This window comes from Chryseobacterium sp. RU33C (genome assembly GCF_900156015.1).
Lineage (GTDB): Bacteria > Bacteroidota > Bacteroidia > Flavobacteriales > Weeksellaceae > Chryseobacterium > Chryseobacterium candidae.
On record NZ_FTMT01000004.1, the window covers coordinates 158,853 to 182,491 of the forward strand.

The window sequence follows — 23,639 nt, forward strand, 5'->3', positions numbered from 1 at the left end:
CATATGGGCTGCAATGATGGCAGAATGTGTACACAGATGATTAAAATATTAGAATAATATTCATATGAATCAGCCCAAATACATCACTGTATCTGGGCTGATTTCTTTTAGGATAATAATTTCTCATACTTAATGAGAAGAAATTTTAAAAAATTATTCAAAAAAAATTTGATTTTATTTTTTATTCTTATATGTTTGTTAAAACTAATTTAATTTATTAAACCATGAAAAAAATTATTATTGCATCACTATTGATGACATCAGCGGTTGTATTTGCTAAAACAGAAAATCCAAAATTAAATACAGTCGAATCCAAAAGTAAGACAGAAGCTGTTCTTAAAGCAAAAAAGAATTTTAAAGATGAAAATGTGGTAATAAAAGTTGCAAAAGCAAAGGTAATGAATCCCTTCCAGCAATGTGTATTCAACAATTCAATGTCTATTTCCTTAATGTATATATCTATGGGAATTCCTACTTCAGAAGGCTTTGCTGAGGCAGCAGCAACAGCTAGCTGCATGGCTAGTTTTGGAGGTCTTTAATTAACTAAATATTTAAAAATTATAAGGTTCAGGAAGTTTTCTTTCTGAACCTTGTTATTTAGATTAAATTTAAATAGCGTATATTTGCAAGACTAAAAATCAGGCTTTGAAAGAGAAAGGATTACATAAATTAAGTGGATTCCCTAAAAATAAAATGGGGAAGATATTGGGGTATGATAACGACCATCTTAAAATGCCCAATAAAATTATTGAAATGGGACTTCTTCCGGATACCCTTTTCAGGATTTTGTATCAGGCTCCGTTCAGCGGGCCAATGTATGTAGAATTTGGAGCAGAAAAAAGCCGGATTGCTCTTCGTGAGGAAGAAGGAGATTACATCATTGTTGAAGAATTGAATTAATGCAGGAAAACAAGAAAAAACAGATACTTTTAGTCGGGAATCCTAATGTAGGAAAGTCAACGGTTTTCAACACGCTTTGCAACAAAAAGCAGAAAACAGGAAACTACGCCGGCGTTACCGTTGCAAGTCATTCGGGGAACTATGTTTACAAAAATGAAGAAGTTGAGGTGATAGATCTTCCAGGTTCTTACAGTGTATACCCGAGTTCAGAAGATGAGGCTATTTTTTCCAAATATCTTATCGATGAGCAGAAGAACTACGCAGGAGTTGTTTATATTCTTGAAGCATTAAGTTTAAAAAGAGGGCTGCTGCTGTTTCAGCAGATTCAGGATCTTGGTATTCCTATGATTTTGATTGTCAACCAGATTGATCAGGCTGAAAGAAGAGGGATTACGATAGATATTCAAAAATTTTCCGATGCATTAGGTATTAAAATTATTCAGACCAATGCCAAGGAACAGATCGGGATTGATGAAGTAAGGGAAGCTGTTTATAACAGCGAGTTTGTAAAAACAGACAAACTTTCTTTTGAAACCCCAAATGAACATAGAGACTTTATTCAGAAACTGTCAGCAAATAAAGGTTTCGATAACGAATACAAAGCATGGATGAGCCTTTCCCTGGGAACAGATCTTGGAAGAATTGGCTCAGTAATGGAACAGTTGAATGAATCAGATTCTAAAAGCCTGGTGCCTAAAAGGTTGCAGGTTCAGGAAACCGTTAGAAGATATCAGAATGTAGACAAAATACTGGCTGATGTCATTTCTAAAAAAGCTCAGTTCAAAGAATTGTTAACCGAAAAACTGGATAAAGTTTTAGTTCATAAATTCTGGGGTTATGTTGTCTTTTTAGCTATTCTGCTGGTTATTTTCCAAAGCGTTTTCTTCCTTGCAGAATATCCGATGAGCTGGATTGAAGAATCCTTCTCATGGCTGGCAGCATTCACCAATGAACATCTTCCGGAAGGACCAATTAATTCAATGATTTCAAATGGAATTGTTCCGGGAATAGGAGGAATTGTGGTTTTTGCACCACAGATTGGAATCCTGCTGTACTTCCTTTATTTATTGGAAGATTCAGGATATATGGCAAGAGTGGTATTCCTGATGGACAGGCTGCTGCGCCCCTTCGGGCTTAACGGAAAAAGTATCGTTCCCCTTGTATCAGGAACTGCCTGTGCGATCCCGGCGGTGATCTCTACAAGAAATATTGAAAATGTAAAAGAAAGATTGCTCACGATATTGGTAACCCCATTTATGACATGTTCTGCGAGACTTCCTGTTTACAGCATCATTATCGGACTGATTATCTCAGAAGGAACATTCCTGGGAATAAAATATAAAGCACTGGTCTTGATGGGAATGTATCTTCTAGGATTTTTAGTGGCTTTATTCTCAGCAGCAATTCTTAAAAGATTTATTAAAAGTAAAGGAAAAACATACCTGGTAATGGATCTTCCTGCCTATAAAAAACCACTTTTCGGATATGACTTTAAAATGGTTTTAGGAAAAGTATGGGACTTCATTACCGGAGCCGGAAAAATAATTTTCATCGTAAGTATCATTATCTGGTTTTTAAGCTATTTCGGGCCAAGCCAGAAAACAAATGAATTTGTAGCAGCAGATGTTCATCTGGATCATTCTTACCTTGCTAAAATGGGTAAAGGAATAGAACCCGTAATCGCTCCGCTCGGCTACGACTGGAAAATGGGAGTAGGAATCCTTACAAGCTTCGTGGCAAGAGAAGTTTTTGTGGGAACAATGTCTACACTTTACAGCCTGGAAGATGATGCCCCGGAAGTAAAAGTTATTGATAAAATGAGAAGAGATGTAAAACCCAACGGAGAAAAAGTCTTCAGTTTTGCAACCGGAATTTCGGTGCTTCTTTTCTACGCATTTGCAATGCAGTGTGTTTCTACACTAGCAGTAGTCTACAGAGAAACCAAAAGCTGGAAATGGACCGGCTTTCAGGTGGTCATGATGACAGGTTTGGCCTATTTTGTGTCGATGATCGTATATCAGATTTTAAAATAATGGATTCATCATTAATTTTTCAATACGTACTTGTTCTGTTAATCGTAGCATTCGCCTGCTACTCTTTATTTAAAGTACTTAAAAAGAATTTCGCACCAAAGAAATTCAGTTCCAAAAGAACCAGCTGTGATAAAGATTGCGGCTGCAGTTAAAAAATATTCTTATTTATCTTGTTCTAAAGCTTTTGAAAATATTAAATCCTTCACTTCTGCCCGTACCGGTACTTGAATCAACCTGCCGGTAAACAAGATTTCCGCCGGTAACCTCAAAAATAAGGTCATCACCCGTTTGAACATCAAAAGTAAGTGTATTGGTTCCTGAGCCTTGAACCGTTAAAGAATTAGAATTGTTATTTGCGAAATCGTGACCGTTGGAACTTATGATAAAACCTGAACCCCTGGACCAGGTAACCGTAGCATATTTAACGACACCCGTACCGCTTTGTCCTTGAACAAACCCTGTCAGTACAGTAAAACCGAGAATACTTCCTGAATTCACAGAGCACAATGTCTTATTCGTGGCTCCTGAAGTTGTATAAGATCCGTCAAAAGTTAAGGAATTACTGTTGGCTGTTTTCAAATCAAACTGTTTCACCAAATTCCCATTTTCATCAGAAATGAGTGGAGAAAAGAGATTATAATTAATCCCCGTATTTTGTCTCCCATTTGTTGTACTTACCGTATTGATCTTTAATACCGATTTTGTATTCGTTCCTGTATTAATGCCTAGTTGTGCGTCTGGCGATGTAGAATTAATTCCCATATTGCCGTTATTTAAAAGCGTAAATTTTTCCAGCAATCCGGAATCAGATATTCTTAATGCCTTTGTAGAAGAATTACCGGTGGATACAATATCAACCTTTGAAGTTGGGGTATTCGTATTGATTCCAAAGTTCCCTGTCTGTGCAAAAATGCTATTTCCTGTTATAAGACAGCTGATAATAAGAATGTTTTTCATAAATTATCTGGATTTAAAGCTATAGTAAACATTAAAAGGGACGGAGGTGGCTCCAGAACCGGTAATATTATAATTTAAAGTTCCCATATTAGAGCCAGCCCCTACACTTCCGGTTAAGTTTACAGAAAATGTCAAGTCTGTTCCATTGGTAAAATTAAATACAAGAGTGTTGGTTCCAAGACCATTAATCACCATTGGATTAACCGTTGCAGAAGAACTGTCATATCCATAATTAGATACCAAAAAGCCGGCATTACGAGTCCACATAACATCAGCATACAAAACGTCTCCGGTTCCTAACGTGAAATCAGGAGTAAGTATTTGAAAACGTACAACATTTCCTCCGGAAAGATTGGTAAGGGTTGTGTTTGTTGAGGTTGCTGTATAGGATCCGTCAAAGGTTGAAGCCGTTCCACTGGTTGTTTTGATATCAAATTGCTTAAATACATTTCCGTTATTATCCACTACCAGGCTGCTGAACTGATTATAGTTAACTCCTGAAGCAATAGTCTTATCTTTAGTATTGCTGAGGTTATCTAATTTTAATACAGATTTTGTAGCCGATCCTGAATTAATGTTTAATTGGGCTGTATTGGCTGCTGCCGAAGAACTGTTTATCCCCACATTACCATCATTTTGAATAGTAAAGATTTCTGTAGGATTTGAATTGGTAATTTTTAAAGCCTTCGTTGCATTGGTATTTCCTGATGATATAATATCTAATGTGGCGATAGGCGTAGTATTATTGATCCCAACATTCTGGCAGAAGAAAATGGAAGGAGTAAATAATAAAATAATTTTTTTCATTGAATAGTAAATTTTTATTACACAAATTTAAAAAAACATAAATTAATAAAGGAATCTGAAAAATGAGAACAAAATGTTAAAAATAATACATTTATGTTGATTATGATAGAGTATTTTTCTGTTAATTAAAAATAAAACACAAATTGCTTTGTTTTTTATTCAGTATTAATAAAAAAAAATAATTATGCATTAAAATAAATTGAAAAAATCAGTAATTTCATTTTCTAATGTAAATTACTCGATTTGAATTTTTTTAAAGCAGGATTATCCATTTTATTTTCTTTATTTGTTCTTCAGGTAAAAGCACAGTCAGATACCTTAAACATCAAGTCTTATGCAGAACAGGTGATGATTCGCCTTAATCTTGATACGAATCTTGAAAAATACATTCTTTCCCAGGGAAAAAATGATAAAATAGAACTGTCTATCAATAACAAAACTAGAACATCTGTATCCGTTGACTATCGTGTTATAAGTGCTACCATTTCTTTTTCTCCCAAATTTATCCCGGGAAATAATGAGGATGATTTGAAAGGAAAAAGCTCCTATACAGATTTGAGCTTCAGGTTTTTCCCCAAAAGATTTATCCAGAATCTTTATTATAAAAAAGTAAAGGGATTTTATGTGGAAAATATGAAAGATTTTATTCCGGACTGGAAGGAGACAGATGCTTATTTACAGTTTCCGGACCTAAAAGTACTGAGTTTTGGTGGAACAACATCATACGTACTCAATAAAAATTTCTCAGCCAAAAGTATATATACTCACAGTGAATGGCAGAAAAAAAGCAGCGGAAGCTGGATTCCCTATCTGGATTATGATGTTAGCTTTTTTACCAACACAATCAATGAAGTGAAAAACAAAGAGGTTCAGTATAAGATAGGCGGTAATATGGGATACTTTTATAATTGGATTATAAAAGATAAGGTAAATATTGCTCCTTATCTTTCTGTAGGTCTTGGGGGACAGTTTTCAAGCTCCACTGAGGAGAATAAGAAGAAAGAAAATGAACAGTTTGTAACCCTGAGAATGGAAGGAGGACTCCACGTCGGATATAATTCGGAACATTTACTTTTTGGAGCAAGAATGAGCTTTAAGACTTATACCTATCAGAAAAACCAAGAGGCAGTAGAAAATAATAATCTGTACGGACTTATTTATCTGGGGTATCGTTTTGCACCACCGAGAGTTGTGAAAAATACCTATGATAAAGTCCAAAAAAAGATTCCTGTTTTATAAGTTGAAGGGTCTTTTAAGTATCTTTGCGTTGGAAAATTCAGAAAAACAAAATAAATTAAAAACATCATGTCATTAATAAAATCTATTTCCGGAATTCGCGGAACCATTGGTGGTAAAGTAAATGATAACTTAACACCGCTGGATGTTGTAAAATTCGCATCTGCATTCGGAAGCTGGCTTCAAAATAATAAAAACAAAAAAGATCTTACGCTTATCATCGGTAGAGATGCAAGAATCTCCGGTCAGATGGTGTCTTCTTTAGTAACCGCTACATTGCAGGGATTAGGAATTAATGTGGTAGACCTGGGGCTTTCTACAACGCCTACAGTAGAAGTAATGGTTCCTGAGCTGAATGCAGACGGAGGAATTATCCTTACCGCTTCTCATAATCCAAAACAATGGAATGCTCTGAAGTTATTAAACGAAAAAGGAGAATTCATTAGTGGTGAAAACGGTGCTGAAGTATTGGCCCTGGCAGAAAGTGAAGACTTCAACTATGCAGAAGTAGATGATCTTGGAAAATATGAAACAAGAGATGATGCTTTTGATATCCATATTCAGCAGATTCTGGATTTACCAATGGTAGATGCAGAAGCCATCAAAGCAAAGAATTTTAAGGTTGTTCTTGATGCGGTAAACTCTACAGGAGGAATTGCCATTCCTATGCTTTTGGATAAATTAGGATGCGAAACGATTAAATTATACTGTGAGCCTACAGGTCACTTCCCACACAATCCTGAACCTTTAAAAGAACATTTGGGAGATATCTGTGAATTGGTGAAGAAAGAAAATGCAGATTTAGGAATCGTTGTAGATCCGGATGTAGACAGATTAGCTCTCATTGATGAAAAAGGAGAAATGTTTGGTGAAGAATACACATTGGTAGCGGTTGCAGATTATTTATTGAAAAATAAAAACGGAGCAGCTATTTCCAATCTTTCTTCAAGCCGTGCACTGAAAGATGTGGCACAAACCCATAATTCAGAATACTTTGCAAGTGCTGTGGGAGAAGTAAACGTAGTCACCCTGATGAAAGAGAAAAATGCTGTCATCGGAGGAGAAGGAAACGGAGGAATTATCTACCCTGAGTTACATTACGGAAGAGACTCTTTGGTAGGAGTTGCGCTTTTCCTGACTCATTTAGCCAAAGAAAATAAAACCGTTTCTGAACTGAGAGCAGGATATCCGAGCTATTTTATGGGGAAAAAGAAAATAGAACTTACACCAGAGATTGATGTAGATGCTGTCTTAAGTAAAATGGAGCAGGAATATCAGAATGAAGAAGTTTCTACAGTAGATGGTGTAAAAATAGACTTTGAAAACAACTGGGTCCACCTTAGAAAATCCAATACGGAGCCGATTATCAGAATCTATACTGAAGCTAAATCTCAGGAGGAAGCAGATCAGTTAGGTGATGATATCATTAGCAAAATCAGAAGTTTAATCTAAAAATACAGGAAGAACGGACAATGAGTCTGTTCTTTTTTTATATCAGAAATGTTTCAGGCAGCTGTGGATGGAAAAATTAAAATGGAGACACAAGAAATAGATAGTAAAGATATCGAATCGGCATGAAACGCTGAGATACAAAGCGGAAAACACCTTGTTATAAGAATTTAACCCCAATTTCCGGTTTTTTATCCACAATCCTTTTATCGGTTTTCTTTTTTTACTATTTTTATAATAGAAATTTATGAAATGGAAAATTCAAAAAAAAGTTGCAACTTTGCATAAATATTTGAATATCAGTTTCAGATATATTATTAATTAAACGTTTGCCGAGGTTTGTAAGCAAATTCAAACGTTGGGCCGACAAAGAGGACACTATTGGAAGAGTATTTTGGAAATGAACTTGTAAAAAAGTTCGAGGAAATGATGGAAAACAATGACGAATTCTACTTTGATACAGAAGAGTTGGAAGACATTATTGTTTATTATTTGGAGCTTGGGGATTTTAATTACGCTGACATGGCTGTTAATTATGGACTAAAGCTTCACCCTAATTCGTTGGATATTAAGATTAAAAGACTTGAGATCCTTCTGGAGTGGGAAGAGTATAATACGGCGAAAGAACTTATTGACGAACTGAAAGGCGCTTCTATGGAGAATACAGACTTTTTGGTTTGCTACGCCAAGTATTATTCGAACCTAGGAAATCCCAGAAAATCCATTGAAATCTGCAAAAAAGCTTTAACATTAGAGGAAGAAGAAAACTTTCTCCACAACTTTATTGCGGATGAATATGTGAATCTCGGAGATCCTTTTAACGCTCTTAAACATTACAGAAAAGCACTGAAGGAAGATCCTACGGATGAATATTCGCTGGAAAATGCTATGGTATGCTTCAGTGACCTGAATAAGAGTGAGGAGGCTATTGCCTTTCTTAATGAATATTTAGATGAATTCCCTTATTCTGAAACCGCATGGTTTGAATACGGACAATTCTACTTCAACAGAAAAAATTATGACGAAGCGATAAGAGGCTACGACTATTTGCTGGCAATCAACTCAAACTCTGTAGGAGTATATGCCAATAAAGCAGCTTGTTATGAAGCTTTGGGACAATACCAAAAGGCGATCGAAACTTATGAAGAAATGCTGGAGCTTGAATATACAAAAGCATTTACTTTTTATAAGATCGGATTGTGCAATAAGGCCCTGAAACAGCCTATTTTAGCATTAAACGCATTCCAGAAATCACTGAGAGAAGATCCTCAGTTCTATCTTGCCATGATGGAGCAGTCTTATCTTTATGAAGAGATGGGCGGAATGTCTGAAGCATTGCATTTTGCCAAAGAAGCTACCCAGCTCAATGAAAACAATCTTGATTATCAAAAGAGACTGGCATTCCTGTTCATTGATTCAGGGAAGTTTGAAGAAAGCCTTTCCTGTCTTAAAAAACTGGTGGATGCAGAGCCGTCAAGATTCTATAACTGGTATGCCTATTCAGAAGTTTTGATGTTGGTAGGAGAGTATGAAGATGCGGTAACGGTTTTGAACAGAGCCATTAAAAAGCATTACAGAGCAGAGCTGTTTTATCAGCTTAGTAATTGCTTTTACAATCTGAAAGACCAGGATAAAGGAATGGAATCACTTCAAAAAGCACTTGAACTTGATCCTTCTCTAGCTAAGGATATGCAGAAAAAATATCCTTTCATTAAAGACGAAGTGAAAAAGGTAAAAGCCAGCAAAGTGAAGAAAAAGAACTAGAAGAATCTAAAATAAGAGAAAAAACCTGCAGAAATGCAGGTTTTTTTTATTGATAATTGTATTCGTAGAAAAATTTATCCGGAGCGCTGGTGTTTGCATTTCCGTTCATATCAAGAGACTGTCTGCTTTCTTCAGATGGATAACCTGCAGTATTAAAAGTGGTGGTATACTTATGAGAGGTAGCTCCGGTAACTGTTCCTCCTCCGGCTGTAGCATGGGTGAACTCTCCTTTATAAGTACTTAAGCTGTTTTTTATATTCGAAAATAGCATGCTTACCCCGTCACTGTTCTCATTTCCGTTGAATATGATTTTGTCAAAGCCTTTTACATTTTTAAAAGGATAGTTTTTTTCTGTGTAAGTATAAGTCTCTTTTTCGGTATAATTAACGGTATTTCCATTAACAGTTCCGGTTCCTGATCCTACGCTGCTTACCATATTTCCATTGTTATAAGTAAATACACTGTTGATGGTGGAAGAACCTGCAATTCCCGAATTTGTCTCTCTTTTCACCTTGATTTCCGTATTACTGGTGTAGTTATAGGTAAATGTAACCGTATTTTGAACAGTTCCGGTAGTAGAATATTCCTTAACAACCGCTGAAGCCATACGTCCATTGGAATATCCATATTCCACAGCACTTTCAAGAACATTATTTTCGTAATTCTTAATGCCCGAAACATAATCATCGGTATAAGAAAACTCCACTCTTTGTCCATGATTAATGTTGTTCATCATACTGATGATTTTGGTTCCGTTGTAATTGATTTTCATTACAATACCGTCCATGGTCATCTTCGTGGGAAGAATTACACTTTGATTAGACGGATCACTGTTGTCAAAAGGAGTGTCGTCAGAATTGTAACAGGAAAGTACAGATAAGGCTACAGACCCCAAAAGTAGAAGTTTTTTCATAGTTATAAGTTATAATCAACCAAATATAATTTAATTTATAATATGATTTTATTTTTTTGGATTTGTTCTTAAAAAGATGAGTCCTGCGATAATAATTCCAGCACCCGTAAATTGTAAATAAGTGAGTTTTTCACCATCAATTATTCCCCAGATAATAGCAACAATAGGCATCACTAAGGTAACAGTGGATGCGAAGAGGGGAGAGGAAACTTTTAATAAACGGTAGTTCATCATCATGGCCAGGCCGGTCCCGAAAACAGATAAAAGGCTGACAAACATAAGTCCCATCAGATTATCCTTCGAAAAACTGAATTCCGAAAAGAATCCTGTACCTGTGAGTGCAATAATGGATGGCAGCAACAAAACAAAGGAAAAAACAAAAGCAGATAAAACCGTAGAAGAGACATCCATCAGCTTTGATTTTACAGTTGTGGTACTCAGTGCATAGCATAAAGTAGCCAATAAAAGGAGCAGAATAGGGATCATTTTCAGCTCTTTGCTGTCTCCTCCTCCAAATGCGAGTATGCATACTCCGGTAAAGCTTATTAGGGTTCCTGTAATCTGTTTTTTCGTGGTTTCAAACTTCCAGACCAGTGCACCTACAATAATCACAAAAATGGGCATCATGGAGTTGATGATTCCGGCAATACTACTGCTTATTTCCGTTTCAGCAATCGGAAACAGAAACATGGGAATAAAATTTCCGGTGAAGGCAGCCAGAATTAACCATTTTAAATGTTTTTTAGGGAAAAGTTTGTAATTGGAAATAGCCACCGGAAGAAGAATAATCCCGGCAATAAGAACTCTTAAAGACCCAACCTGAAACGGATTGAAATGCTCCAGCGATTTTTTGATTAAAATAAAGGATGATCCCCAGATAATACTCAGAACCACCAGAAGAACCCATTTTTCTTTATCTGCGTTCATTATTTTCGTGTAAGATTTTTAGAAATTCTTTTTTAGGAATCATTTTCGCCCCCAGACTCTCCAGATGTTCTGTATGTGATTGGCAGTCAATTAACTCAAGGTTGTCTTTGTTGCTTTCTACAAAGTTGATAAAACCTGCTTTTGAAGCATTACTTACCCTGGCAAACATACTTTCTCCGCAGAATACATTTCCAATCTGCAATCCGTAAAAACCGCCAACAAGTTCTTCACCCTGCCATACTTCAATACTTTTGGCCAAGCCGTATTGATGAAGCCGGATAAAAGATTCCATCAATTCATCAGAAAGCCATGTTCCTGACTGTCCTTTTCTTGTAGCCTGCTGGCAATTCCTGATCACTTCTCTGAAATTCTTATTCTCGGAGAAAGTAAAAACATTTCTGTTGAGTATCTTTCTCATAGACTTGGAAACTTTTAATTCTTCAGGAATAAGAACAAATCTTGGATCGGGACACCACCAAAGGATTTCCTCACCGGGATTGTACCAGGGAAAAATACCGAGCTGGTAAGCAAACCAAATACGTTCTACAGACAGGTCGCCACCAAAAGCAACCACTCCCTCGTGCCCATCATACAGCTCAGGGTCAGGAAATGAAATCTCGTTTTCGTCTAATCGGACCATTTTTAGAAAAAAAATCCCACTTCAAAAAGCAGGATTTATATTTGATCTTTATTCTTTAATTAAAAAGGCAAATCGTCATCATCGTCTCCGGCAAACGGATTTTCGTTAGAAACTGGAGATGCTGATTGCTGAGGCATAGCCTGAGTAGGTTCTGAAGCATTTTCAGAAACTTTTTCTATTCTCCATCCCGTAATAGAGTTGAAGTATTTCGTTTCACCCTGAGGAGAAACCCATTCTCTTCCTCTGATGTTGATTCCTACCTTTACGTTTTCTCCTTCTTTAAGGTTATCTAATAAACTGATTTTATCAGACAAAAATTCTATGTTTATCGGCTGTGGATACTGTTCCTGGGTCAAAATAACCATTTCTCTTTTTTGAAACCCGCTCGCAAATGTTTGAGCATCAAAAAGTTTCTTTACCGTTCCTTGTAATTCCATATCGTAAATATTAACGATGTAAAAGTATGAAAATGAAATGTAATAAAAGAAGGCATGAAAAAAAAATATGGAAATTTTATTTTTTTTTCCTGAAAAGTTTGGTGATAAAGGAAATTGTCCTATATTTGCACTCACAAAAACGAAGCAAGCTCTTTAAAACTTACAATATAAAAAACCAGCGGATGTGGTGTAATTGGTAGCCACGCCAGACTTAGGATCTGGTGCCGTGAGGCGTGGGGGTTCGAGTCCCTTCATCCGCACTATGCGAAAATAGCTCAGCTGGTAGAGCACAACCTTGCCAAGGTTGGGGTCGCGGGTTCGAATCCCGTTTTTCGCTCCACACCATGCCCTGGTGGTGGAACTGGTAGACACGCAGGACTTAAAATCCTGTGTCCGCAAGGACGTACGGGTTCAAGTCCCGTCTGGGGTACAAGACCCTCTGTAATATCTTACGGAGGGTTTTTTGTTTTAATAGAGAGCGTTCTTTAAATAAAAATCTTATATTTGTAATAAATCAGGTTGAATCTGAGTATTCAGATCAGCAAAACCAGCGGATGTGGTGTAATTGGTAGCCACGCCAGACTTAGGATCTGGTGCCGTGAGGCGTGGGGGTTCGAGTCCCTTCATCCGCACTATTCTAAAAGGTTTTTTAGAATCATTAAGAAGGTTGGAACCTCTGGTTCGAATCTTTTTTTTTGCCCACACCATGCCCTGGTGGTGGAACTGGTAGACACGCAGGACTTAAAATCCTGTGTCCGCAAGGACGTACGGGTTCAAGTCCCGTCTGGGGTACAAAGCCCTCCGTAAGTTATTACGGAGGGCTTTTTTGTTTTCAATGCAATAAATCCCTGTCTGTTTTTTATATTTAATTCATTATAATTTAAAAATAGTGAATCAAAAAGGAAAACTATATCATGTCTTTTGGTACATTTGCCACAGAAAAAATAAAACCATGAAGTTATTCAATACCATTGTAGTCGTTGGCATGATCGCTGCCTCTAACCCGTTATTCTCACAGACATCCAGCGAAAGCAAAGCCAAAGAAATTATTGAAAAAGCCATCCAGGCAGAAGGCGGAAAAAAACTTCTGAGCAGCATAAAAACGCTTTATTCCAAATCTGAAACGGTAATGGACGGACGAAATGTGTATTGGATTACCAAAGAAATGGTACCCAATAAAGGAAGCTTTGAAATTGAATACCAGGGAAGAATTGTTTACAAATCATGGTTTGACGGTAAAACAGGTTATGAACTGGTCAACGGTGAGAGAAAGCTGGCTGATCCTGCTGAATTTAAAGATAAGGCCGACAGAAAGTATATCATGAATGAACTTGCTTACATAGATCCAAAATTATACAAGATTGAACTTATTGACGAAAATCCGGATAAGATCTATTATAAAATAAAAGCAACCTATATAACAGGAAAGGTGACCTATCTGTATTACGATGTAAAGTCATTCTTTCTAAGCAAAGAAGAAACGGTGGAAAATGGTGAAAAGAATACATTCTCTACAGTTTTACAAAGCGATTATAAAAAATTCGGGGATCTTTGGTATGCTACCAAATCTACTTTTGTTTCTGAAGATGGTAATCAGGAAGCAACTCTTGTAGATTTATACTACAATAAGAATATTGAGGATAAAGATTTTAAATAATTGATTTACAATCTCTCCAGACTAAAACAAAAACCTTTGTAAATGCATTGCAAAGGTTTTCTTTTTTAATAAGCTGCATAAAAAACCGCCTCACAAACTGCGAAACGGTTAAAATATATTGAGAGGTGATTAGTTGCCTAATTCAAGCTGATTTTTTACAAGACTGTAGTAATCTGCTTTTCTGTTGACCAATTCCTGGTGGTTTCCTTTTTCAACAACAGCTCCGTTTTTCAGAACAATAATCTGATCTGCATTTTTTACGGTACTTAAACGGTGGGCTACAATAATTACCGTTTTTCCTTTGAAGAATTCCTGTAAGTTATCATGAATGATTTTTTCATTTTCGGCATCCAGCGCAGAGGTGGCTTCATCGAAGAGGATAAAATGAGGATTTTTGTACACCGCTCTTGCAATAAGAACCCTTTGCTTCTGTCCTCCGGAGATTCCGTTGCCAGCTGCCCCGATTTTGGTGCTGTACCCTAACGGAAGATTATCTATGAAAGAAGAGATATTGGCTACTCTTACCGCATTTTCCATCTTTCTGGTATTGATTTCCACTTCGCTGGTGGCGATATTTCTTTCAATGGTGTCGGAGAAGATAAACCCATCCTGCATTACCACTCCGTAGTTTTCTCTGATGCTTTTAGGGGAAAGGGTAAGAATATCATCTTCGTTATAATGAATGGTACCGTGAGTAGGATTATAAAACTTTAATAAAAGCTTCATCAAGGTTGTCTTCCCGCTTCCGCTGGCTCCTACAATGGCTGTCACTTTACCTTCAGGGATAAACAGGTTGACATCTTTTAAAACAAACTGAGATTTCGGTCCTTCATACTGAAAAGAAACATTATTTAAAGTAATTCCTCTCTCTTCGTCTTTTGAATGGTTATTGCCTATTTCTAAGGCTTTCATTCCTTCTTTTTCTTCTTCTTCGTGATTCTGAACTTCATTTAATCTTGAAAGACTCAGTTTCGCATCCTGTAAAGAACGGAAGAAAGAAATCATCTGGTTAACAGGAGAATTCAGCTGTCCAATGATGTAAGAGATGGCCAATAGTTCGCCGATGGTCATATTTCCTTTCACAACCTGCAATGCCGCAAAGAACGTCACGAAAATGTTCTTTAATTGGTTAAGAAATTCAAATCCTGAAAACTGATACTGATCTACTTTTAAAATCCGAAGGGTTGTTTTAAAAAGCTTATTCTGAATCCCTTCCCATTCCTGTCTTTTGTAATCTTCAAACTGATTTAACTTCATTTCAGAAACTCCGTTCAGGATCTCATAAACGCTTTCCTGGCTTTGTCCTTTTTCGCGGAATCTGTAATAATCCAGAATTTCTCTTTTTTTCAGCCAGTATTGAGCCCAAACCAATGATAATGCCGTCAATGAGGAGTAAATAAGCACAATTGTAACGTTATAATACCAAAGCACTCCGAAAAACACTAGAAAAGTAACCATAGAGAAGAAGGTCATAAGGCTCTGAGAGGTAAGAAAATCTTCTATTCTCTCATTATCCTGAATTCTCTGGGTAAAATCTCCCTTCATTTTGGTATCAAAAAAGCCCATTGGAAGGAGAAGCATTTTCTTCAGAAAGTCTGAAATAATGGAAATACTGATTCTGGTCCCGATATAAAGCATCAGCCAGTTTCTGAGAATTTCTATCGTGATACTTCCTAAATATAAAACGACCTGAGAGACCAGAATGATGGTAATAAGATCTACGTCTTTTGTGTTAACTCCTTTATCAATAAGTGTTTGCGTAAGGAATGGAAATACAAGGCTCAGGCAGCTACCGATTAGCAGCATTCCGGATAAAAAGAGGAATTTGCTTTTGTGCTCTTTGAAATATTTCATGGCAAAAGAAATACTCAGTTTATCTTCTTCCGGGAAGGTTTGCTGGTAAAAGCTGTTGGTAGGGCTTACAAAAAGAGCAATGCCGTTTTCACCATCAGACAGCCAGCTTTTAAGAAAGTCTTTTTCGCTCATCCAGATCATTCCGTGGCTTGGATCTGCAATTTTGTAGCGTTTTTTTCCTGAAATAAGGCTTTTCTTTACATCAATAAGTACCACGAAATGATTTTTATTCCAATGAAGAATACAAGGCAGGCTGCCGTTTTCATCCAGGGTCTGTAATGTAAGCTTGGCAGGATACGTTTCAAATCCAATATCTTCGCACAGTTCGCTGATGCTCAGTAAGCTAACTCCTTCTCTGGATAGGTTGGCATTTTCTTTCAAAAAATGTAACGGAATCTGCTTGCCGAAGTAGGAAGCCACCATTGCGATACATGCTGGACCGCAGTCCATTTGGTCGTGTTGAGGGATAAATTTTAGCTTCATGATACTAGATATTTTCTTTTGCCGATTTTCATTTTGTAATACTTTTCTACGATGCCGTAGATGATCAGTTCATGCATTCTGTGTCTGGATCTTATCAGCCTGTTGATATGCATGTGAATAAAACTGCTCACTAATCTTTCTTTCTGAATGGTCCTGAGCTTTTCTATTTCCTTACAGTTTTCTGTGACCGCATTAACAAACTCTGAGAAGTATGGATTGCCATCCGTTTCTACAATTTCGCTGATGATATTCAGGTTGCTTCTGTATTTAAGGTCGAGCTGCTTTTTCAGGTTGCTGTCTACATTAAACTCTTTCTGAAACTGGGTATAGATTTTACTGATCACTTCATGCCGTTTATCCAGATCCATTCTGAAGACATCAAAATAGACGTCAATACTTTTGATGGCATATAACCAAAGATCATCATTGTTCGGAATATTCTTTAACAGATTCACTGTCAGTTTACTGTCATAGTGGAAGATATGTTCCGCAGTGTCAATAAATTCACCTTCATATCTTTCATATTCTCTGTCGTAGGTTCCCATTTCCACTTTATTAATGATTCCTTCGCTGATATATTTATCAAAATAATCGTTGAAAGTTGTAATGATCTGCGCTGTATTGGTAAGGTCATTATCATTAATTTCCAGCCTTAGTCTGATATGGTTATCAGGATCACTGTACCTGATGTAGAACCATTTTTTGATCAGATCTTCTTCATTAAGCTGATCTAAAAGCTCCGGGAATACATCCTGTAGTATTTTGTCTGAGAACTTGTTTCCGCAATAAATTTTATAGTAAAGCCATTTATTTCCCGGGATGAATTTATGATCAGCAATATTGTTATTGAAAAGATGCGGGTCAAGCTCAGTTTTAAATGCTGTATAATTTCTGTTGATCATGGGAATGATAATCTCATTGTTGAATTCATCTGCTTCAAGATCATAAAGACATTCTGTAAGTGTCACCATTTCTTTGGATCTCAGTTCATCCACAAGGAATAATAAAAGGTTATCATTTTCCGTATCGATCAGTAATTTGTTATCTCCCTGAGCAATAAAGAAATATCGGTTAACTTTTTTATCTGATAGATATTCTTTTAATTTTTTAATGCTTTCCGTATTGTTTTTGGCCTTTATTCCTGATACTTCGTTCTGGTATACTCGCCATAATGCCGGCGTAAAGATGATATCATTACCAAAGGTGATGCGGGGAATATAATCATACATCAGGTAATTGGTATCCCCAATGTTTAAAACCAATGCAGTGGAAATATCCTGATGCTGGAGGTCACATAAAAACTGGTATACCGGCAGCGAATTATAATCAAAATTATGAGCGGTAGAATGGAAGATTTTTACTTCTTTATTCTGTTCTTTATGGAATAAAACGATTCTTTTATCTATCATTTTAATGTAAAGGTCCGTCAGGCTGATGGTATTTTCCGACGCAGAAGGTTTCGTAAGATAAGAAAGCTGGTTTCCTCTTTTTACCTGTCTCAGAAGGATATTTCCGGCTCTGTTATCAGGTAGGTGAAGCAGTTCTGCGTAAATAAAATGATCATCGTTCTGTTCTTCTTTAATGATTCTGTTCATCGGGGCAAGGATTTCTTCATCTTCATTGGAAAACCTGGCGATAAGGTTGGCTCCGCTGGTACCTCCTACAGAAGAAATAGCAATTTTATCAGAAACCTTTTCTATCATTACTGCAAGAGATCTTGCCAGGCTTACTTCTTCCGTATTCTGAAGATTGCTGATATCATGCTGGCTGAGATCTATAGAAGTCTCTCCGTTAATGTTGGCTTTATTGATGAGTCTTCTCCAGAATTCATGAATCTTTTTATTGTAAGTGATGGAAAAAGAATCCGTGTTAGAATTGGGCCAGCTTAACGTATCTAAAAGAGAAGAAAAATCGTTTTCACTGTTTTGTTCCTGAATATACCCGATGCCACTTTCATTGTCCAGCACTTCTACCAAAGGGACCAGGCTTTCTTCATATCTTGTGTAAAAAGCTGTTTTAAACTTTTCTAAGTTTTCATTCACTGTTTCGCTTCCTTTGTCCCAAAAACAGGCTAAGGTATTGATTCCTTTTTTGATTTTGGAAAGATCTTCTCTGGTAACCGGAGAGAAATCAAGGGTTCTTTTTAATGAAGAATTAATCAGGTATTTTCTGTCATATAATATGGAGAACTGGTTGGCAAGGGCAAATATTTCACTGTAATATTCCTGAGGCTGTCCTACTCCTGAATTAAGCCGCTTCATATAGTCGTCCATTCTGATGAGGGTATCAAGGTAAGCATCCAGTTCAGGAGCAATGCCTTTTTTCGAATGTAAATATTCAATGATCTGGCATAGTGGAGAATGCTCATTCAGGCAGATATCAAAATTGCTTTTAAAGAACTGGGCATCTATCAGGCTGAAGATATAATATTTAGCATCTTCTTCAGAAACTCCTTCTACGTTTTCTGCTACCAGAGCCACCAGGGCGTCGAATGAGTAAGACTTATTGGCTGTATTTTCAACCAGAAAATCCAAAAGCTCGTCTTTTTCCAATGAGCTGAGCGTGTAAACTCTTTTTTCATTTTTTACTGTAGTTTCGATATATCGGTAATAATCACCCAGCTTATAGACGGAGTCATTAAGCTCATATTCGTGAACTTCCGGAAAGTCTCTGTTGATCAATGCGATAACCTGAAAAAGGAAAGACAGGTCCAGCGTTGTATATCGGTGGATAGAATCCATATTTCCGGTTTCAATATTTTTATGTTCTGCGTTCAGTTCAAAAGCGGAATGAGAAGCAAATGTTCCGAACGGAGTAGATCTGGTGGTAATTCTGATATAGTATTTCAGGATAGAATTGTTAATTCTGTTTCTCTTTACCTGGGATAAAGATGAATCGTTCTGGCATAATCTTGCCCATTCGTTATACAGCTCATAAGATGCTAAGAAAACAGATTCTCTGAAGACCTCATCATTCCACAGTTCCAGAACAAAATGATCAAGATCTGCTGTATTTTTCGGTATGTTGTTATATTGTCTGAATGAGTACAAAGCGTTTCTCATAAAGCCAATATTAATGTTATCTAACTGCGTTTTCATGTTGAATAGATTGTAAGTTGTAATGATTGCTTATCGTTTCAGCGTTTTCTATTTTCTTATCACTGTCGGGTTCCGTATCATATAAGATGAATTCATCTACGGCCAGTTGATCATCCAGTTTTTCAATGAGTTCAAAAAGCTCTTCAAAGCTGAGGTGTAGAATTTTGAACGCTTCGGATTCATCTGCGTCAGACTTTATTTCACTGATTTCTGAGAGGTTGATTGCCAGAGCAAGTGATGTTTTGGGTTCAAATCCGTTTTTCTGTATAAATGTTTCTTTATATCTGTTGATCTCTTCTTTTTTACCTACAAAACTGTCAAGGAATTTTCCGTTTCCGTGAAATGCTGATACACAATAATTTGAGTATAAACTGACGGCGTCATCCAGATTGTTCAGGGAAGAGGAAAGATACCATAGATCCGGGATCAGTCCGCCGTAAGGAGGGATCAGAATGCCTTCTTTTTCATTCTTTTCTGCTTCAGAATAAAAAAGTTCATGAATCATGCGGGCATTTTCTTTGAAGACCACTCCGGAGCCTCTTTCAAGAATGTCCGGGTTTAAAAGGTTTTTCGTATGATTACTTTCAGGGATGCCTTTGGACAGGCCAAGGTCTATTCTCCCGTTGAATATATTGTTGATCAGCTTATAATTGGTAGCCACAGCATAAGGAGAATAGCTCGGTACTGAAGTTCCTGCGGATCCTACTCTTATTTTTTCCGTCATTCCGGCAATCATGGCAATCACGATGTCCGGATTTGAAAAGGCAAGATTCTTAAGATGGGAATAATGATGCTCTGCCAGCCAGAATCTGCTGTATCCTAATCTCTCTGCATGAAGGGCATAATCAACTACATCGTTAAGAGCTGTGATGGAATCTTTGCCGCTTCTGTATCCTAGTTCTAGTAATCCTATGCTTTTTGTTTTCATGTTACAGTAAAAATTTTAGGTATTTCGTTTGGTCTATTTTGTCATTCAGAGCAATCAGGGCTCCTGTTTTTCCGAAGAGTAAATTGCTGTCTTCCAATGTGAATGGCTGATCCAGTTCGTTTTCCAGGATTTCCAGTGATCTTTTGGTCCAGAAATTTTCAGCTTTTTCATACTCAGGATGGCTGTCTTTTTCATGAAGCTCATGGTAAAGCTGTACAAGTCCTGAGGTTCCGTGGCAGTACTGGATAAACTCTACTCCTGTGTTGGCCATTACTTTCCTTTTGGTGGTTTCCAGACCCAGTTCGCGGGCCATTTCTGTGTATCTGTTTTCCTGTAGTGTTTCTCCTGTTTTATAAAGAAGATAAGAGAAGGAAAGATCACTGTTGCACCAGCAGAGTCTGTTATTATGAAAAGGCTTCAGCCGGTTTTGTGCTATTTTGTAATTGTATGGTTTATATATTCTGGCATTTTCTACTTCATGAACATCAAAATTGGAGATAATGAAATCCAGGCATGAGTTAATAATATGTTTTGCTTTTTCCGTTATTTCCGGAAGGGCCAAAAGATTATTAACAATAGAAAGATAGCCATAATTGAATCCTAAGTTGATACCATCTGCATAGCTGTCGTTCAGCTTGTTTTCAAATGGAGTGGGGTGAGAAATACATTCGTCATAAAGTATGTTTACGATTTCGCTGCTGTATTTTTCGTTTCTGATGGTGTTGAAATAGTGAAGATTTCCTATGGGTCCATCAAAAAAAGTGTAATTGTTTTCGTTCAGCATGGTAACAGACTGTTGGAAGATCAGTTCTCCGATGTCTGCAATTTGTTCATCAAAATCATCCTGAATAAGTCCGTCCTGTTTCAGCAGGTTCAGAATAATGCCCAGTCCGGTCATTCCTTTGGATAGATTCGGGAGGGTGTATACGTTGTTTTCTTTTTGCAGGTTGCCATTTTCAAATACTTCTTCCAGGATAGCGCCTACTTTGTTCACATAGATATCATTTCCGGAGATCTGATACTGTGCAAGAAAATAAAGCAGAAGTCCCAGTTTTCCATAAAGCAATCCGTCCGGTAAATTTCCATAATCAAAATCCAGCAGTTTCTGATCATATTCCTGAAGAAGGATTGTTATGTTTTGAGATTGTAGAGTTTCCATTATAGATCGTAATTATAGAATGAAACATAATTGTGATGGTTTGTAATGATATTGCTCATCAGATTAATACCAATTCCTGCTATTCCCTGGCCTAAAGCCATGTTGATATTGTCATATTCTGCATTGTAGTAGGCATTGAATCCTGCCCATTGCTCATTTTCATTTTTCTTAGACTGAAGAAGATGCTGGTGCCAGTAGTCTTTGGCTTCCAGAAAGACATCCTGTTCGGTGAGGTGATAGAGGTTTTTGTACAAAGCGGATAATCCGGCAGAACCATAAATTAATCCCGGTTCCAGGATGGCAGACTGATCAGTGTCTTTAAATTTTGTGGTATTGATCAGTATCTGAAGGCCTTTGTCGCAATAGTCTTTATTGTCTAAAAGAATTCCGGCATTGTAAAAAGTATAGCCAATTCCTATTTCCCCATAAGCCAGATTATGATAATCTATATAAACATCTTCAAAGGCATTGAACGGGAAAAGAGAGATATGGTCTGTAGTGCTTTCTTTACAGCTCCAGATGAATGAAAGTCCGGAGTGAATAAGCGCTAAAGATTCCGGAGTGTAGATGTTATTTTTGTAAAGGAATAACAAATAGTTGATGACTCCTGTAGTTCCGTGCCCTAAGCCCAGTTCTACATATGGATTTTCTTTATTGCGAAGATCAAATTTCCAGTAGCTTCCGCTTTCGTGAGTTTGAGTAAGCTCAATGATTTTATCCAAGGTATTGTTTATCAGATGTTTTTTATCCTCAAGATTTCTCAAAACGAAATACTTGGCAAAACTCGGAAAACCGCTGGTAAGGTCAAGATCTCCGTTTTGTGTTTTCTGGATCAGAATTTCTTCCAGAATGTCATCTATATTCTCCAGTAAAGAATCTATTTCATTGTCTAAAACTTCCTGCTGTTTCAGGAATATAAGATATAATCCCAGCTCTCTTATTTCATCATTAAAATGAAGACTCTTATAATCCTCTGTTAAAACAGACAGAGACTTTTCAATATAATGGGTTACCAGTTCTAAAGATTCCGATTCCCGGGTCATCAGATAATGATAATAATAGAACATTGAAGCACTTAGAATCCCGTTATTAAGACCTATTCCGGTAAGGGATGTCTCTTTTTTACGGATACATTCTTCTATTTCTGAGATGATTAATTTTTCTTTTTGCATGATGTGAGAGCTGTGAGATTATATAATTTTTTTTAAAAGAGGGAGACTGATGAACATCTCTCCCTCTTTTATAGGAGAAGATTACTTCGCTATTCTTGTTTGTACCACCGTGTTTCCACCGCAAGAACACTGTCCGCAAGACTGGGCCGCTGCCTGAAGGCTGTTAACCCCTCCTTTTAGGCTGTTCATTTGCTCTTCCTGTAATTTGCTGATTTGCTCTTTGTTGATTTGAAGAGCCTTAGTTAGTTTCATTTTGTTCATGATGTTTAATTTTAAATGTTATTGTTTATTTTAAATGTGATTGGGAGTGCTGATTATTGAGCTGCTCTTGTTTTTACCACAGTGTTTCCACCGCAAGAACACTGTCCGCAAGACTGCGCCGCTGCCTGAAGGCTGTTAACTCCTCCTTTTAGGCTGTTCATTTGCTCTTCCTGTAATTTGCTGATTTGCTCTTTGTTGATCTGTAGGCCTTTTGTTAATTTAATTTTGTGCATGATGTTTAATTTTAAATGTTATTGTTTATTTTAAATGTGATTGGGAGTGCTGATTATTGAGCTGCTCTTGTTTTTACAATTGTGTTTCCACCGCAAGAACACTGTCCGCAAGACTGCGCCGCTGCCTGAAGGCTGTTAACTCCTCCTTTTAGGCTGTTCATTTGCTCTTCCTGTAATTTGCTGATTTGCTCTTTGTTGATCTGTAGTCCTTTTGTTAATTTAATTTTGTGCATGATGTTTGATTTTTAGATTGTTATTGTTTATTTTAAATGTGATTGGGAGTGCTGATTACTGAGCTGCTCTTGTTTTTACCACAGTGTTTCCACCGCAAGAACACTGTCCGCAAGACTGGGCCGCTGCCTGAAGGCTGTTAACTCCTCCTTTTAGGCTGTTCATTTGCTCCTCCTGTAATTTGCTGATTTGCTCTTTGTTGATTTGTAGTCCTTTAGATAATTTCATTTTGTTCATGATGTTTAATTTTAAATGTTATTGTTTATTTTAAATGTGATTGGGAGTGCTGATTACTGAGCTGCTCTTGTTTTTACCACAGTGTTTCCACCGCAAGAACACTGTCCGCAAGACTGGGCCGCTGCCTGAAGGCTGTTAACCCCTCCTTTTAAGCTGTTCATTTGCTCTTCCTGAAGCTTGCTGATTTGTTCTTTGTTGATCTGTAACCCTTTTGTTAATTTAATTTTGTGCATGATTTTAAAATTTTTAGAATAGTTGATTGT

23 protein-coding genes and 5 tRNA genes are annotated in these 23,639 nt (G+C 37.0%); 12 read left to right on the plus strand and 16 right to left on the minus strand.

The annotated features are described in order from the left end of the window. Window positions 1-224 precede the first annotated feature (224 nt). The 3 genes from BW946_RS05555 (at window position 225) to feoB (ending at window position 2,933) form a co-directional block, all read left to right on the plus strand. Window positions 225-539, plus strand: coding sequence for a hypothetical protein (locus tag BW946_RS05555; protein ID WP_076595211.1), 315 nt, complete (start codon window positions 225-227; stop codon window positions 537-539). Window positions 540-645: 106 nt separating this feature from the next. Further along, the gene (locus BW946_RS05560; RefSeq protein ID WP_076595212.1) at window positions 646-900 is read left to right on the plus strand and encodes a FeoA family protein; all 255 of its coding nucleotides are present in this window, start codon (window positions 646-648) and stop codon (window positions 898-900) included. Beyond that, the gene (gene feoB, locus BW946_RS05565) at window positions 900-2,933 is read left to right on the plus strand and encodes a ferrous iron transport protein B (protein WP_076595213.1); all 2,034 of its coding nucleotides are present in this window, start codon (window positions 900-902) and stop codon (window positions 2,931-2,933) included. Before BW946_RS05560 ends, feoB begins: the two co-directional genes overlap by 1 nt. A gap of 165 nt (window positions 2,934-3,098) precedes the next feature. On the opposite strand, the gene BW946_RS05570 is transcribed toward feoB, so the two are convergent. Continuing rightward, window positions 3,099-3,890 carry a hypothetical protein gene (locus tag BW946_RS05570; protein ID WP_076595214.1) on the minus strand — a complete coding sequence of 264 codons (792 nt, stop codon included), beginning with the start codon at window positions 3,888-3,890 and terminating at the stop codon, window positions 3,099-3,101. 3 nt (window positions 3,891-3,893) lie between these two features. After that, window positions 3,894-4,697 carry a hypothetical protein gene (locus tag BW946_RS05575; protein WP_076595215.1) on the minus strand — a complete coding sequence of 268 codons (804 nt, stop codon included), beginning with the start codon at window positions 4,695-4,697 and terminating at the stop codon, window positions 3,894-3,896. Window positions 4,698-4,940: 243 nt separating this feature from the next. Between BW946_RS05575 and BW946_RS05580 the strand changes: the two genes are divergently transcribed. From BW946_RS05580 to BW946_RS05590, 3 genes are all read left to right on the plus strand, one after another. Beyond that, window positions 4,941-5,936: a DUF4421 family protein gene (locus BW946_RS05580; protein WP_076595216.1), complete on the plus strand. Its 996-nt coding sequence runs from the start codon at window positions 4,941-4,943 to the stop codon at window positions 5,934-5,936. 66 nt (window positions 5,937-6,002) lie between these two features. After that, window positions 6,003-7,385, plus strand: a complete 1,383-nt coding sequence (glmM, locus tag BW946_RS05585; RefSeq protein ID WP_076595217.1) for a phosphoglucosamine mutase — start codon at window positions 6,003-6,005, stop codon at window positions 7,383-7,385. Between the two features lie 378 nt (window positions 7,386-7,763). Then, window positions 7,764-9,146, plus strand: a complete 1,383-nt coding sequence (locus tag BW946_RS05590; protein ID WP_076595218.1) for a tetratricopeptide repeat protein — start codon at window positions 7,764-7,766, stop codon at window positions 9,144-9,146. Between the two features lie 46 nt (window positions 9,147-9,192). Here the strand turns inward: BW946_RS05590 and BW946_RS05595 are convergent, their stop codons facing one another. Genes BW946_RS05595 through BW946_RS05610 form a run of 4 tightly spaced genes read right to left on the minus strand, consistent with a single transcriptional unit; the run spans window position 9,193 to window position 12,063 of the window. Next, the gene (locus tag BW946_RS05595; protein WP_076595219.1) at window positions 9,193-10,059 is read right to left on the minus strand and encodes a hypothetical protein; all 867 of its coding nucleotides are present in this window, start codon (window positions 10,057-10,059) and stop codon (window positions 9,193-9,195) included. Window positions 10,060-10,107: 48 nt separating this feature from the next. Next, window positions 10,108-10,986, minus strand: a complete 879-nt coding sequence (locus BW946_RS05600; protein WP_076595220.1) for a DMT family transporter — start codon at window positions 10,984-10,986, stop codon at window positions 10,108-10,110. After that, window positions 10,973-11,626, minus strand: coding sequence for a leucyl/phenylalanyl-tRNA--protein transferase (gene aat / locus BW946_RS05605; RefSeq protein ID WP_076595221.1), 654 nt, complete (start codon window positions 11,624-11,626; stop codon window positions 10,973-10,975). The genes BW946_RS05600 and aat overlap by 14 nt, the downstream gene beginning before the upstream one ends. Before the next feature lie 59 nt (window positions 11,627-11,685). Then, window positions 11,686-12,063 (minus strand): DUF3127 domain-containing protein, encoded by a 378-nt coding sequence (locus BW946_RS05610; RefSeq protein ID WP_076595315.1) that lies wholly within the window; start codon window positions 12,061-12,063, stop codon window positions 11,686-11,688. 178 nt (window positions 12,064-12,241) lie between these two features. Here BW946_RS05610 and BW946_RS05615 point away from each other — a divergent pair. The 6 genes from BW946_RS05615 (at window position 12,242) to BW946_RS05640 (ending at window position 13,720) form a co-directional block, all read left to right on the plus strand. Further along, window positions 12,242-12,323: transfer RNA gene (locus BW946_RS05615), tRNA-Leu, on the plus strand. Window positions 12,324-12,327: 4 nt separating this feature from the next. Beyond that, a tRNA-Gly gene (locus BW946_RS05620) sits at window positions 12,328-12,403 on the plus strand. Window positions 12,404-12,409: 6 nt separating this feature from the next. Then, window positions 12,410-12,493: transfer RNA gene (locus BW946_RS05625), tRNA-Leu, on the plus strand. Window positions 12,494-12,613: 120 nt separating this feature from the next. Further along, window positions 12,614-12,695: transfer RNA gene (locus tag BW946_RS05630), tRNA-Leu, on the plus strand. Window positions 12,696-12,771: 76 nt separating this feature from the next. Continuing rightward, window positions 12,772-12,855 (plus strand) — tRNA-Leu (locus tag BW946_RS05635). Window positions 12,856-13,015: 160 nt separating this feature from the next. Then, window positions 13,016-13,720, plus strand: coding sequence for a hypothetical protein (locus tag BW946_RS05640; protein ID WP_076595222.1), 705 nt, complete (start codon window positions 13,016-13,018; stop codon window positions 13,718-13,720). A 129-nt stretch (window positions 13,721-13,849) separates the two neighbouring features. On the opposite strand, the gene BW946_RS05645 is transcribed toward BW946_RS05640, so the two are convergent. From BW946_RS05645 to BW946_RS05690, 10 genes are all read right to left on the minus strand, one after another. After that, window positions 13,850-16,057, minus strand: coding sequence for a peptidase domain-containing ABC transporter (locus BW946_RS05645; protein WP_076595223.1), 2,208 nt, complete (start codon window positions 16,055-16,057; stop codon window positions 13,850-13,852). Then, complete coding sequence (locus BW946_RS05650) at window positions 16,054-19,155, minus strand: lantibiotic dehydratase (RefSeq protein ID WP_076595224.1); 3,102 nt, start codon at window positions 19,153-19,155, stop codon at window positions 16,054-16,056. Before BW946_RS05650 ends, BW946_RS05645 begins: the two co-directional genes overlap by 4 nt. Continuing rightward, window positions 19,136-20,083: an LLM class flavin-dependent oxidoreductase gene (locus tag BW946_RS05655; RefSeq protein WP_076595225.1), complete on the minus strand. Its 948-nt coding sequence runs from the start codon at window positions 20,081-20,083 to the stop codon at window positions 19,136-19,138. Before BW946_RS05655 ends, BW946_RS05650 begins: the two co-directional genes overlap by 20 nt. A 1-nt stretch (window position 20,084) precedes the next feature. Continuing rightward, window positions 20,085-21,242: a lanthionine synthetase LanC family protein gene (locus BW946_RS05660; RefSeq protein ID WP_076595226.1), complete on the minus strand. Its 1,158-nt coding sequence runs from the start codon at window positions 21,240-21,242 to the stop codon at window positions 20,085-20,087. Beyond that, complete coding sequence (locus BW946_RS05665; protein WP_076595227.1) at window positions 21,242-22,414, minus strand: lanthionine synthetase LanC family protein; 1,173 nt, start codon at window positions 22,412-22,414, stop codon at window positions 21,242-21,244. The genes BW946_RS05660 and BW946_RS05665 overlap by 1 nt, the downstream gene beginning before the upstream one ends. Window positions 22,415-22,495: 81 nt before the next feature. After that, complete coding sequence (locus BW946_RS05670) at window positions 22,496-22,666, minus strand: class I lanthipeptide (RefSeq protein ID WP_170872056.1); 171 nt, start codon at window positions 22,664-22,666, stop codon at window positions 22,496-22,498. A 62-nt stretch (window positions 22,667-22,728) separates the two neighbouring features. Continuing rightward, window positions 22,729-22,908 (minus strand): class I lanthipeptide, encoded by a 180-nt coding sequence (locus BW946_RS05675; protein ID WP_076595229.1) that lies wholly within the window; start codon window positions 22,906-22,908, stop codon window positions 22,729-22,731. A gap of 53 nt (window positions 22,909-22,961) precedes the next feature. Then, window positions 22,962-23,141 (minus strand): class I lanthipeptide, encoded by a 180-nt coding sequence (locus tag BW946_RS05680; RefSeq protein WP_076595230.1) that lies wholly within the window; start codon window positions 23,139-23,141, stop codon window positions 22,962-22,964. A gap of 55 nt (window positions 23,142-23,196) precedes the next feature. After that, window positions 23,197-23,376 carry a class I lanthipeptide gene (locus BW946_RS05685; protein ID WP_076595231.1) on the minus strand — a complete coding sequence of 60 codons (180 nt, stop codon included), beginning with the start codon at window positions 23,374-23,376 and terminating at the stop codon, window positions 23,197-23,199. A gap of 53 nt (window positions 23,377-23,429) precedes the next feature. Then, window positions 23,430-23,609 (minus strand): class I lanthipeptide, encoded by a 180-nt coding sequence (locus BW946_RS05690; RefSeq protein WP_076595229.1) that lies wholly within the window; start codon window positions 23,607-23,609, stop codon window positions 23,430-23,432. Between the last annotated feature and the right edge of the window lie 30 nt (window positions 23,610-23,639).